The sequence below is a fragment of the Providencia xihuensis genome, assembly GCF_041953405.1.
In the GTDB taxonomy this organism is placed as follows: domain Bacteria; phylum Pseudomonadota; class Gammaproteobacteria; order Enterobacterales; family Enterobacteriaceae; genus Providencia; species Providencia vermicola.
On sequence record NZ_CP169565.1, the window covers coordinates 1,456,671 to 1,469,497 of the forward strand.

Annotated in this window: 13 protein-coding genes and 1 riboswitch; of the genes, 8 read left to right on the forward strand and 5 right to left on the reverse strand. The window is 42.6% G+C overall.

Annotation, left to right across the window (positions count from 1 at the left end; all coding sequences use genetic code 11):
- The first annotated feature begins 436 nt into the window (after nt 1–436).
- Nucleotides 437–609: riboswitch (M-box (ykoK) riboswitch) on the forward strand.
- Between the two features lie 74 nt (nt 610–683).
- Nucleotides 684–1,754, forward strand: coding sequence for a magnesium transporter (locus tag ACE2AL_RS06345; protein ID WP_206082730.1), 1,071 nt, complete (start codon nt 684–686; stop codon nt 1,752–1,754).
- Between the two features lie 31 nt (nt 1,755–1,785).
- On the opposite strand, the gene ACE2AL_RS06350 is transcribed toward ACE2AL_RS06345, so the two are convergent.
- On the reverse strand, nt 1,786–2,319 hold the full coding sequence (locus tag ACE2AL_RS06350) for a SprT family zinc-dependent metalloprotease (protein WP_206082729.1): 534 nt from the start codon (nt 2,317–2,319) through the stop codon (nt 1,786–1,788).
- Nucleotides 2,320–2,428: 109 nt separating this feature from the next.
- Between ACE2AL_RS06350 and ACE2AL_RS06355 the strand changes: the two genes are divergently transcribed.
- Genes ACE2AL_RS06355 through ACE2AL_RS06365 form a run of 3 tightly spaced genes read left to right on the forward strand, consistent with a single transcriptional unit; the run spans nt 2,429 to nt 3,609 of the window.
- The gene (locus tag ACE2AL_RS06355) at nt 2,429–2,755 is read left to right on the forward strand and encodes a helix-turn-helix transcriptional regulator (protein WP_206082728.1); all 327 of its coding nucleotides are present in this window, start codon (nt 2,429–2,431) and stop codon (nt 2,753–2,755) included.
- A 1-nt stretch (nt 2,756) separates the two neighbouring features.
- A complete protein-coding gene (locus tag ACE2AL_RS06360; protein ID WP_206082727.1) occupies nt 2,757–3,194 on the forward strand; it encodes a YeeE/YedE family protein in 438 nt (145 codons plus the stop codon).
- Nucleotides 3,195–3,198: 4 nt separating this feature from the next.
- Nucleotides 3,199–3,609: a DUF6691 family protein gene (locus tag ACE2AL_RS06365; RefSeq protein ID WP_375084158.1), complete on the forward strand. Its 411-nt coding sequence runs from the start codon at nt 3,199–3,201 to the stop codon at nt 3,607–3,609.
- A gap of 85 nt (nt 3,610–3,694) precedes the next feature.
- Here the strand turns inward: ACE2AL_RS06365 and metK are convergent, their stop codons facing one another.
- Nucleotides 3,695–4,846: a methionine adenosyltransferase gene (gene metK, locus ACE2AL_RS06370; protein WP_206082725.1), complete on the reverse strand. Its 1,152-nt coding sequence runs from the start codon at nt 4,844–4,846 to the stop codon at nt 3,695–3,697.
- 905 nt (nt 4,847–5,751) lie between these two features.
- Between metK and speA the strand changes: the two genes are divergently transcribed.
- From speA to ACE2AL_RS06385, 3 genes are all read left to right on the forward strand, one after another.
- Nucleotides 5,752–7,656, forward strand: coding sequence for a biosynthetic arginine decarboxylase (gene speA, locus ACE2AL_RS06375; protein ID WP_206082724.1), 1,905 nt, complete (start codon nt 5,752–5,754; stop codon nt 7,654–7,656).
- Nucleotides 7,657–7,928: 272 nt separating this feature from the next.
- Complete coding sequence (gene speB, locus ACE2AL_RS06380) at nt 7,929–8,849, forward strand: agmatinase (RefSeq protein WP_206082723.1); 921 nt, start codon at nt 7,929–7,931, stop codon at nt 8,847–8,849.
- Between the two features lie 337 nt (nt 8,850–9,186).
- Nucleotides 9,187–9,966, forward strand: coding sequence for an acetoin reductase (locus tag ACE2AL_RS06385; protein WP_102137372.1), 780 nt, complete (start codon nt 9,187–9,189; stop codon nt 9,964–9,966).
- Between the two features lie 65 nt (nt 9,967–10,031).
- On the opposite strand, the gene ACE2AL_RS06390 is transcribed toward ACE2AL_RS06385, so the two are convergent.
- Nucleotides 10,032–10,907, reverse strand: coding sequence for an alpha/beta fold hydrolase (locus ACE2AL_RS06390; RefSeq protein ID WP_206082722.1), 876 nt, complete (start codon nt 10,905–10,907; stop codon nt 10,032–10,034).
- 151 nt (nt 10,908–11,058) lie between these two features.
- On the opposite strand from ACE2AL_RS06390, the gene ACE2AL_RS06395 reads away from it, so the two are divergent.
- A complete protein-coding gene (locus ACE2AL_RS06395) occupies nt 11,059–11,307 on the forward strand; it encodes a helix-hairpin-helix domain-containing protein (RefSeq protein WP_353167364.1) in 249 nt (82 codons plus the stop codon).
- Here the strand turns inward: ACE2AL_RS06395 and ACE2AL_RS06400 are convergent.
- Together ACE2AL_RS06400 and mutH are read right to left on the reverse strand one after the other, a co-directional pair.
- Nucleotides 11,304–12,035 (reverse strand): TerC family protein, encoded by a 732-nt coding sequence (locus ACE2AL_RS06400; protein ID WP_272573416.1) that lies wholly within the window; start codon nt 12,033–12,035, stop codon nt 11,304–11,306. The genes ACE2AL_RS06395 and ACE2AL_RS06400 overlap by 4 nt on opposite strands.
- 71 nt (nt 12,036–12,106) lie before the next feature.
- Nucleotides 12,107–12,790, reverse strand: coding sequence for a DNA mismatch repair endonuclease MutH (mutH, locus tag ACE2AL_RS06405; protein ID WP_206082719.1), 684 nt, complete (start codon nt 12,788–12,790; stop codon nt 12,107–12,109).
- Between the last annotated feature and the right edge of the window lie 37 nt (nt 12,791–12,827).

The following is a 12,827-nucleotide window of genomic DNA, read 5'->3' on the forward strand; positions in this document are numbered from 1 at the left end:
TAAGTAAATTTCCATACCTAAATTTCTGTTTTTTTCCCTTTGGTGAAAGAAAGGATTGTAAGATATAATAGTATGAGTGATTTATCTTACTCGCTATATGAGTTCACATTATATTAAATGGGGCGAATCTATCTTGAAAAGCTGAAATAGGCTGTAGTCATGAAGTTTGGTCATTGTTTTCTTTGTATAATATAAAAAACGTTAACGATTATTTTAAATACATTTTTAATTTTCCACATGGTTATTTATTTTTTATGCTAACTGTTAATAGAAAAGTAATGAAAATTATTTAAAATTACATTTTGTTACTTTATTAGTTTATTTTAAACATTAACTTAAACGAGACCTAAACGGTAAGTTTTCAATGCGTAAAAAACCGTAGGAATAGGGTGGTAATTAATTTCTCAGTGGGTATAATTCGCGCCGCATCCAAAGTGCAGTATCTCGTTAGGCGAGGCTCCTATACAAACATAGGTTACTGATCTGACGACGTCGAGAGACGCCCAAGATTAGGACAGGATATATCGACCGAAGGTATATCCCCATGTAACTTCCTGTTAAAGACAGGATACGTTGTATAGTGCTAAAACCGAGACGAAGAGATAGCTTTCGCATTCTCTCATCTGGTTTCGCCCCTATGTGAGTACTGTTTGAGTAACCAACAGTAACTAGGGACTAAAAAAATGACATTCACTACCCAGAACAAAGCGGGAGCAGTTGCCATTGCTCAATCCGCGATGAAAGACGCACGCCTCAAAGGCAACAATACACAACAACCAAAAATCGATGACGCCACAGTCAGCGCATATATGAGCCAATCATATTTGCCAGTTTCTGTCGCAGATTCAATTGCTTGTGTAAAACAAAACCTTATTGAGCACCTTGAGGGCGAGCAAATCCCCACCTATTTATTTGTTGTCGATAACGACAATTATTTAAATGGTATTCTTTCAGTTAAATCATTATTAGCATCACCTGAAAACTTATTTGTGTCAGATATTATGCGTCACAATTATTTTTCAGTTGCGCCTGAACAATCTCGTCATGATGTTTATGACCTGATTAACCATAGTGGGTTAGATATGATCCCAGTGGTGCAATTTGGCAAGTTAATGGGGGTTTTGCGTCCGCAAGATATCGCAGAACTGATTGAAGATGAGAATACACTTGATGCGCAGTTACAAGGCGCAACCACACCACTTGATGAACCTTACTTAACCACAAGCCCAGTCACATTATGGCGTAAGCGTGTGGTTTGGTTATTAATGTTGTTTGTGGCGGAAGCATACACAGGAACAGTACTAAAAGCATTTGAAGAACAACTTGAAGCCGCAATTTCACTGGCTTTCTTTATTCCATTATTAATTGGAACGGGGGGTAACAGTGGAACACAAATTACCTCAACGTTAGTCCGTGCGATGGCATTGGGCGAGGTGAGTTTGCGTAATTTAGGCACAGTCCTGAAGAAAGAGGTTTCAACTTCGTTTTTAGTCGCAATTACTATTGGCGGCGCAGCCCTAATCCGTGCTTGGATTTTAGGTGTTGGCCATGAAGTGACTATCGTGGTGAGCTTAACTATCGTCGCGATTACAATGTGGAGTGCGATTGTTTCTTCAATTATTCCAATGGTTTTAAAGAAAATGAAAGTTGACCCAGCCGTGGTATCTGCACCGTTTATCGCGACCTTTATCGATGGAACTGGCTTAATCATTTACTTTGAAATTGCTAAATTAGTGATGACGGAGTTCGCTTAAGCACACGCCTCAAATTTGATGCGGCAGGAAATCAGTTTTCTGCCGCAGTTTCGATTAATTTTTCTTGTTTTAAAATCTCCCCACATTGACGGCACAAATATTGGTTTTCCCCTCGTACCACTTTATTATGGCGACGAATGGTTAATTGATGTACGGTTTGGCAAGCACAGTGATAGGCAAATGTTTTGCTTTTTACCGTTGCAACGGCAAAGTTGTGTGTGCGTTTCGCATCAACCTCTAATACATGCTGCATCATCCATTTCCATTCCTTCCCATGGGGGGCAACACCTTTACGCCCAAACACATGGTATACCAACAAGTGTGCAAGTTCGTGAGGGATGACTTCATCGATAAATTTTTCTGTGTTTTCAATCAGTAGGGTTGCATTGAGGCGAATTTCCCACTCTTTCAGGTAAGCGCTACCCGCCGTGGTACCTCGCTGTTTGTAGTTAACAGCGGGCTCAGGAAATGTTTGTTCCAGTTTTTGTTCAGCAAGGGCCAGCTTTTCGCGTAGAACTCGCATAACGTGCTGTTGTAGGAATATGGGGACTCGAATGGTTTTCATTAGTTAAGAATACGTGATGCAGTTGCTTTCAAACAAGTAAAAATTGACAGTTATTATATTAAATAATATATTGTATTTATATATAATATTGCTAAGTATAAGTGACTGTATGAATAATATCACATCGGAACAGCAGCTTTCAGCTATGAAACAGGCGGCATCACAAACGGCTTCCTTATTAAAAACGTTGGGTAACCCAGATAGGCTAATTTTATTGTGCCAATTGACTCAAGGGGAGGCTTGCGTCAGCGATTTGGAGCAACAACTCGGTATCCAACAACCTACATTATCCCAGCAACTTACGGTGTTGCGTAATGATGGGCTTGTGAAAACTCGCCGTGAGGGCAAACGCATTTATTATGCAATTGCGGATGAAAAATTATTCACGTTACTCAATACGTTATATCAACTTTATTGCCCCGTGCAGGAGAAATAAGATGAGTATTGATTGGGCAAATTTCACACCAGTCTCAGCAGCAATCGGTGGGGTATTCATTGGTGTTGCTGTGGCAATTTTGTTGGTTTTTAACGGCAGAATTGCTGGGATTAGCGGTATTTTGGGAGGGATCTTAAAACCGACTAAAGGGGACACCGCATGGAAGGTTGCCTTTATTTTGGGCATTATTATCTCGCCGATTTTATTTACGTGGTTTGCTTATACACCTGAAGTCAATATCGCGGCAAGTACGCCTATTTTGATCATCGCGGGTTTATTCGTTGGCTTTGGCACGCGCTTAGGGAGCGGCTGTACAAGTGGACACGGCATTTGTGGTATGGCGCGTTTTTCCCGTCGCTCAATTGTCGCGGTGTTGATTTTCATGATTGTTGCTTTTGTGACCGTTGCGATTTCTAATCATTTTGGGTTAGGGGGATAAACTGATGCCAATTCTTATTGCCTTAATTTCAGGGGTCTTATTTGGCTTGGGGTTAGTGCTTGCGGGGATGGGAAATCCAGCCAAAATTTTAGCATTCTTAGATATCACTGGAAATTGGGATCCTTCATTACTGGTGACGATGGCTGTTGCGATGGCGATTAGCGGAGTTTCTTATGCATGGGTGAAAAAGCGCCGAGTGAGTGTGTTAAATTGCCCGTTGCAAATTCCAACTGATCAAAAAATAGACAAAAAGTTGTTGGCTGGGAGTGCGGTATTTGGCCTTGGTTGGGGACTTGCAGGGATTTGCCCAGGACCTGCATTATTATTAACTGGCTTGGGGATCACTCAAGGAATTATTTTTACGCTGGCAATGATTGCAGGGATGTCCGTTTACCAATTTAGCCAAAAATCCTAAGCCATTTTATAGGGTTTAAGTCACAAGCAATAAAAAAACCCATCACTATGATGGGTTTTTGTGTAATACGTTTTAGTTCGATGTATTACAGACCAGCAGCTTCGCGTAAAGCTTCTGCTTTGTCTGTTTTTTCCCACGGGAATTGTGGGCGGCCAAAGTGGCCATAAGACGCAGTTTGCTGATAAATAGGGTGTAGTAGGTCAAGCATGTTGATCAAACCATAAGGACGTAAGTCAAAGAACTCACGCACTAATTGGATAAGTAAAGTCTCATCAACTTTCGCTGTACCAAATGTTTCCACCATAATAGAGGTTGGCTCAGCAACACCAATCGCGTAAGACACTTGGATTTCACAACGATCAGCCAGGCCAGCCGCAACAATATTTTTTGCAACATAACGTGCTGCATAGGCTGCTGAACGGTCAACTTTTGATGGGTCTTTACCAGAAAACGCACCGCCCCCATGACGCGCCATACCGCCGTAGGTATCAACGATAATTTTACGGCCTGTTAAGCCACAGTCACCCATTGGCCCACCGATAACAAAACGGCCTGTCGGGTTAATAAAGTATTTCGTTTCTTTTGATAACCACTCTGCTGGCAGAACGGGCTTGATGATTTCTTCCATCACCGCTTCATGCAGTTCTTTTTGTTGGATATCTTCAGAATGCTGAGTGGATAAAACAACGGCGTCGATACCCACAATTTTGTTGTTATCGTATTTAAAGGTGACTTGGCTTTTCGCGTCTGGACGCAACCATGGCAATGTACCATTTTTACGCACTTCTGCTTGGCGTTGAACTAAGCGGTGTGCATAAGTAATTGGCGCTGGCATTAGCACATCAGTTTCATTGGTTGCATAACCAAACATCAGGCCTTGGTCACCCGCACCTTGTTCTGATGGGTCTGTACGGTCAACACCTTGGTTGATATCAGGAGACTGCTTACCAATCGCACTTAAAACAGCACAAGAATTGGCATCAAAGCCCATATCTGAACTGGTGTAACCAATTTCACGAACCGTTTTGCGTGTGATTTCTTCAATATCAACCCAAGCACTGGTGGTGATTTCTCCCCCGACCATTACCATACCTGTTTTGACGTAGGTTTCGCAGGCAACGCGAGCTTTTGGGTCTTGTTCAAGAATAGCATCAAGTACTGCGTCAGAGATTTGATCCGCAATTTTGTCTGGATGCCCTTCTGATACAGACTCAGAAGTAAAGAGATGTGTAGCCATGAGTTTAATACCTTAAGAATTCGCAGAATTTATAGTTGGATGTTTTAACATCTAGACGGCTATTTTAGTCCTATGAAGTAAAAATTTCTACCTGTATTTATACAAAAAACGAATAGAGGCACAAATTAACTATCATCCCCTAGGCGTAATCCCTACTAACACGTCATAAACTAAGCAAAATCGCTTTAAATCCTTAAGGAAAGGGAGGTTTATTTTATTTGGCTGTTTTTCACTTAAAAATCATTTAGGGTGAATAGCATTATATCGATGAGCTATTTTTTGCTTATAGGTCGCCGTGATTAATAGCTCGATTTATTGCCGTTAAAATTTTATCGCAATTTCGGCATTTTGCTTTTGCTTTTTGCGTCCAATAGATGTATAAACTGCGACCGTAACGGATGGTTGTTTTTTCCCGTTATATACCAGTAGGTCAAAATAAAGCGCCTACTATCTATCAGGAATGTTTATAAACTTTTGAATTTCAATAAAACACAAGGTGATATAGCTTAAATCAACAGGTCAGCCTGCCAAAATAGTGCTACAACATTGAAATCTGAAGGGGCTAAACAGTTATATTGGGGGTTAATGGGGAATGATCCATAATCTACTGAATAACAGTATCCAACCGTCATATGCGGATCGCCGTGTGACTTTGGCGTTTACTTTCCTGTCATTCTTTACTTCATCACGAAGTTACCGTCACATCTTTAATACACCTTCAAGGCTGAGTCATTAATTTGTCAGCTTAAGGTCGTATATTGTCACTGTTTAGAATTCTAAGCACTTTTTATTAAAATCTGAGTATTGCCGTTTCCTCCGATATAACTGCTTGCCAGTGCTATGTCTTTACTGACATATATCAGGAATGAGAGCGCGCCACTCACCCCTCCATACAGGAGTTTATTATGAATGATAATATCGCACGCAAAATGCGCCAGACCTATAACATTGCGTATTGGGGCGGTGGTTACTATCAGGTGAATGAGCGCGGAAATGTCTGTGTTTGCCCAAACCCTGAAAACCCTGACACTTTTGTTGATCTTGCTGAATTAGTTAACCAAGTCAAAGAAGAACAAGAGCATTTGCGCTTGCCTGCATTGTTCTGTTTTCCTCAAATCTTACAGCACCGTTTGCGTTCAATTAATGCCGCATTTAGACGCGCTCGTGAATCCTATGGCTATAAAGGCGACTATTTTTTGGTTTATCCAATTAAGGTAAATCAGCAGCGCCGCGTGATTGAGTCATTGGTTAATTCAGGAGAACCATTAGGGCTTGAGGCAGGTTCGAAAGCGGAACTTATGGCGGTACTCGCCAACGCAGGCAAAACACAAACCGTCATCGTCTGTAATGGTTATAAAGACCGTGAATATATTCGCTTAGCGTTAATCGGGGAAAAATTGGGTCATAAGGTTTATCTTGTGATCGAAAAAATGTCTGAAATTGAGATGGTGTTAAAAGAAGCGGAAAGCTTGAATGTGACGCCTCGTTTAGGTGTGCGTGCACGTTTAGCTTCTCAAGGATCAGGCAAATGGCAAGCCAGTGGCGGCGAGAAATCAAAATTTGGTTTGGCGGCTACGCAGGTTCTGCAATTGGTGGAAATTTTACGCAATGCAAATCGGTTAGATAGCCTGCAATTACTGCATTTCCATTTAGGCTCACAGATGGCCAATATTCGCGATATCGCGACAGGGGTTCGTGAATCTGCACGTTTTTATGTGGAGTTGCATCGTTTAGGTGTCAATATTCAATGCTTTGATGTGGGTGGCGGTTTAGGCGTTGACTATGAAGGAACACGTTCGCAGTCCGATTGTTCAGTTAACTATGGCTTGAACGAGTACGCGAATAATGTGATTTGGGCAATTGGCGATGCGTGTGAAGAATTTGACCTTCCACATCCAACCGTCATTACGGAATCAGGTCGTGCATTGACAGCGCACCATACTGTGTTGGTCTCGAATGTTATCGGTGTTGAGCGTAACGAATTTACCAAAACCTCACCGCCAGATGAAGACGCACCACGCTCTTTGGTATCACTGTGGGAAACATGGGAGTCCATGCAGCACCAAGGCAATAGTCGTTCGCTACGTGAATGGTTGCATGATAGCCAGTTCGACTTGCAAGAAGCCCATACCCAGTATGCTCATGGCGTACTTGATTTAACTCAACGCGCATGGGCAGAAGAGCTATACCTCAATATTTGCCGTCGTATCCAGCAAGACTTAGACCCAAGCAACCGCGCTCACCGTCCAATCATCGACGAGCTGCAAGAGCGCATGGCAGATAAGTTCTATGTAAATTTCTCATTATTCCAATCTCTGCCAGATTCATGGGGGATTGACCAAGTTTTCCCTGTGTTACCGATTGAAGGCTTAGATAAACCGTTAGATCGCCGCGCGGTGCTATTAGACATCACCTGTGACTCCGATGGCATAATCGACCATTACGTTGATGGTGATGGTGTCGAAACCACCATGCCAATGCCAGCGTATGATCCAGAAAACCCACCAATGATTGGTTTCTTTATGATAGGTGCCTATCAAGAAATCTTAGGCAACATGCATAACCTATTCGGAGATACTGCAGCAATTGATGTGTGGGTCGATAGCCAAGGTAATATTCGTTACCTACAAAGTGAAGAAGGCGACTCAGTGGCAGATATGCTGCAATACGTCAAACTGGTGCCAGAGGTACTGTTAGACAGTTTTACAGAGCAAGTCAAAGGTACGGGGCTGAGCGAGCAGCTGCAAAAAGACTTTGTGGCAGAGTTCGAAAATGGGTTGTATGGTTATACTTATTTAGAAGACGAATAAATACTTAATGCTCGTCATATTTCGTGCTGTGGCGGTGTTGGCTGCACTCGGCTACTCGGGTCACATACTCTTGTATGCTCCCCGAGATATCCTCTCTTGCCGCCTAGCCACAACGCGAACTATTTAGCGCATCAAGAAGGTGAATAGATAATAACTTTATGCGCATAACATGACTTGTTATTTATACTGTGCGAAGTTGATTAGGTAAAAACCATTCGAACCAAATATTAAAGGGGCTTGCTAATAGGCGGGTCTATTTTGAGGAATAAAAAATGATTAATAGTACATTAGGTAATCAAGTTGATAATTCACTGGTTTCTAACGCATTTGGTTTTTTACGTTTCCCACTGAATTTTCAACCATATAGCTCAGACGCTGAGTGGGTTATTACAGGTGTGCCATTTGATATGGCAACCTCTGGCCGTGCAGGTAGCCGTCATGGGCCTGCGGCAATCCGTCAAGTATCTACTAACCTAGCATGGGAAAGCCATCGTTGGCCGTGGAACTTCAAACTGACAGAACGTTTAAACGTGGTAGATTGCGGCGATGTCGTGTTTGCTTTTGGTGATGCACAAGACATGTGCGATAAACTGCAAGCACATACTGAAAAACTGTTAGAGTCAGGCAAACGTTGCTTAACCTTTGGAGGTGACCACTTTGTCACGCTGCCACTGTTACGTGCACATGCAAAACACTTCGGCAAAATGGCGCTAGTGCATTTTGATGCTCACACTGACACTTACGGCAATGGTAGTCAATATGACCATGGCACCATGTTCTATCATGCACCAAAAGAAGGTTTGATTGACCCAACGCGTTCAGTGCAAATTGGTATCCGTACTGAGCACGATAGCGACAACGGTTTCACTGTACTCGATGCAGGGCAAGTGAATGACCGCGGTGTGGACGAGATGGTTGCGCAAATTAAAGAGATCGTGGGTGACATGCCAGTGTACCTAACCTTTGACATTGACTGCCTTGACCCTGCGTTTGCACCAGGCACAGGCACACCAGTCGTTGGCGGTTTAACGTCAGACCGTGCACTGAAATTACTGCGTGGTTTACAGCCATTAAATATCGTTGGGATGGATTTAGTGGAAGTGGCTCCCGCTTATGACCAATCTGAAATCACCGCATTAGCCGCGGCATCGATTGCTTTAGAAATGCTGTATATTCAAGCGTCTAAAAAATAATCATCCGCTTATAGCGATATAGTTAGCTATCATGAAGCCACCAAATTGGTGGCTTTTTTATGTTGGTATATTCAACAATCGTGAATTAAATAGTGGAGTTTCGCACTTTTTGCTCACTTGTTTGAGAATGATTTTTATTAACGAATACCTGCTAATTTACGAATTTGTGTACTTTTCGTTGGTGAGTAAAATAAATAGCGCTATCAGATAGTGAAATGTTTTTTATAAGTTCCAAATGGTAGATTAAAATCATTTCTTTGTAACTTATTGTTATTATTGTTAACTTATAAGTCATGGTGGACTAGTCATTTTGGCTATGAATAAGTAGGAGAACAGTATGGCTTTAAATAACAAAGTTATTTTAGTGACCGGAGCGGCACAGGGAATTGGTCGTGGTATTGCTCTGCGTTTAGCAAAAGAAGGTGCGGACATTGCACTGGTTGATTTGAAAAAAGACAAACTGCAAGATGTGGCTAAAGAAATTGAAGCATTAGGTCGTAAAGTCACGACGTTTGCTGCGGATATTAGCCAGCGTGACCAAGTGTTTGCAGCGGTTGCTCATGCAGAAGCTGAGCTAGGTGGTTTTGATGTGATGATCAACAACGCAGGGATTGCGCAAGTTAAGCCAATCGCTGATGTTCGCCAAGAAGATATGGATTTAATCTTCAAAATCAATGTAGATGGCACTATGTGGGGTATTCAAGCTGCCAGTGAGAAATTCCAAGAGCGTAAGCACAAAGGGAAAATCATTAATGCCTCTTCTATTGCAGGCCATGACGGTTTCGCTATGTTAGGTGTATATTCAGCAACCAAATTTGCGGTGCGTGCTTTAACACAAGCGGCGGCGAAAGAGTACGCAAGTTCAGGTATTACTGTAAATGCATATTGCCCAGGTATTGTTGGGACAGACATGTGGGTGGAAATCGATGAGCGCTTTGCTGAAATTACAGGCGCACCAAAAGGTGAGACTTACAAAAAATATGTTGAAGGTATCGCATTAGGCCGTGCTCAAACTCCTGATGATGTCGCGGGCTTAGTGGCGTTCTTAGCAAGCGATGACTCTGACTATATTACAGGACAATCTATCCTGACGGATGGCGGGATCGTTTACCGTTAATAGAAGGTAGTAATATTAGGATGGCAATGATAGCCGCTGTGAATTATTCACCGCGGCTTTTTATGTTATGCGGCGTGGTTTTGCAGGTCAGTTAAAATAGCGTCGGCTTGTGTCCAGAGCAAGGAACCGCCTTCTTGTGTGTATAAATGATGGCTACAGTTGAAAAAACGGTCGGCCAAAACATCGCCAAAATCAGGGGAATGCACGGTGCTCATATCCAATTCACCATACCATAATGAGGTTGGGCAGGTGATGTCTTCAGGGGTGAACTCCCAGTTCTGCAGGGAAAGCAATAAATCCTGCACATAGCCTTGATTGCCTTGAGAAAAAGCACGGCGTATACAATCGGTATAGGCCTCTAAAAAATGTGCTTCATTGTATAACTGTTGGTCGATTTCTGCACTGCAATTGAGGATAAACGCTAGTAACCATTCGCCAGTGACATTTTTCTGTAACCAGTCGGATAAGTTCTCAGGTGTATTCAGTGCTTGTTCCTGCATATTCACTACGTCAGCGGTTAATTTAGCGCGAGTCGCAGGGTATTCGAATTGGTCTTGCCCAGACACAATCGAAAGGGAAACAGGCTGGCAATAATGGGCAACCGCCATCGCGAAAACACCACCTTGGGAAAAACCCAGTACCGAAAATTGGTTAATTGCTAGGTTATCAAGTAGTGCTTGAATATCGAATGCAAAGCTTTTTAATGATTTTTTGGCGTGAAAAGTGGAATCACCGAGGCCAGCACGTTCTGGCACAATTAAGCGAATGTTGTATTTTTCCAGCAAATCTAAGCCAAAGCCAAGGTTGCCACTCATTCCTGCACCAGTACAAAAAATCACAGGAAAACCTGTTTTGGGCCCTGATTCAAACCAGCAAAGTTGACGGCCATCAGAGAGCGTCATGAAGTGTTGGCGTGGGTTAATCAACGGCACATTGTACATGGTAAATTCCTAAAACAGGCAAAGAAAGATTGGGTGATAAGATAGTTCAGTTAATAATTATTCAAACTGGCATTGTTATGGTTGCAATTTTAAAGTATTAAAGAGGTAAATTGCAAAATATTAGCTGAATAATTAACGAAAAGAGGTGTTCATGGCATTTTCGGCGTCAGAAAAGCAGGTTTTATTGGCAGTGAAAGGGGTTGGCCCGATGGTGATCAGCCGTTTGGAACAGATGGGGTTTTCATCATTGGCTCAGCTTAGTGAAGCATCTTATGATGAAATTTTAATTGCTGGTGCTGCACTTACAGGTTCAAGTTGCTGGAAAAATAGCCCACAAGCTAAGAAAGCAGTTGAAGGGGCTATCTTAGCTGCAAAGCAAGCGCTTGAATCAGGGCGTTAATTTACTTTGTGTTTCATTTTCCATTTTTTGCTGCGCAGGATATTGAGCATTTGAACGGCCATGGAAAAGAACATTGCGAAATAGATATACCCTTTAGCAACATGAACTTGTACGCTTTCGAGTATCAGTGTAAAGCCGACTAAAATTAAAAAAGAGAGCGCGAGAATTTTAACGGATGGGTAGCGTTCGACAAAGTCACCAATACTTTTTGCGGCTAACATCATGATAAGCACTGCAATAATCACTGCGGCCATCATAATAAACAGGTGATCAGAAAGCCCAACGGCGGTGATAACGGAATCGAGGCTAAAAATAATATCTAACAGGGCAATTTGTACAATAGCGCCCCAAAATGAATGCACTTGCCGCTGCGCAAGATTGTTTTCATCCTCTCCTTCAATAGTTTCAAAAATTTCTTGGCTGGCTTTCCATATCAGGAAAATTCCCCCTGCACATAAAATGATATCTCGAGCGGAAACGACATGGTCTGCAATGGTGAATAACGGGGTTGTGAGGCGTGATAACCAGGCAATTGAGGCTAATAAGGCAAGGCGCATGACCATCGCTGCAATTAGCCCTGTACGCCGGGCACTATTTTGTTGGTGAGCGGGGAGCTTACTCACTACGATACTCAAAAAAATAATATTATCGATACCTAAAACTATTTCCAAAATGGTTAGAGTGGCAAGTGCCATCCAAGCATTGGGGTCGAGTATCCATTCAAACATCTGTGTACCTTTTATTATGAAACAGGGATAAATGTTTATCGTCTGCTTTGGTACAGGCGACACCTTGTTGATTAAGTGAGATTAAAATGCCGAGCTAACAGTGGGGCGGTAAAATCTTTTTTAAGGTAGAAACCGCGAGGAAGCGTCATAATGGGTTGGCCAAACTCGCCAATGGCTTCTGTCAGAGCCTTATTGTTTGCCGCTTTTGGGCGGATTTGTAGAACTTGCCCATGGCGTGCCGTAATTGTTTCGACTTTTCCCAACACAATCAAATCCATTAATTCTTCCCAATCTTGCCGTAGTAACTGTTCCTCAAGCGGGGATGGGCTCCAAATTACTGGGTTAGCGACCCGACGTTCCGCTAAGGGAATTTGGCGTTCACCTTCAATAGGAAACCACAGTATACGCGATAGTTTACGCCGTACATGGCTATTTTCCCATGTTAAACCGCTGTTCCCTGTTAAAGGGGCAACGGAGACAAAGGTCGTTTCGAGAGGAACACCATGGCGGTCGATAGGGATAGTTTTGAGCTCAACGCCAATGTGGGCAAAATCTTGCTCCGCCTTACTACCTGCACTCGCCCCTAAATAATATTCAAGTAGCATGCCTACCCAGCCTTTATCACGTTTTAGATCGGGGGGGATAGGGACACTGGCAATTTGGGCGAGTTCACCTAAAGTATAGCCGGCAAGCGCTTGAGCCCGACTCATTAAGGTAGCTTCGTTATCTGGTGGTTGTGGTGGCGTAAATGACATAATGCTCTAAAAATTAAATGTATAAAAAACAATCAAA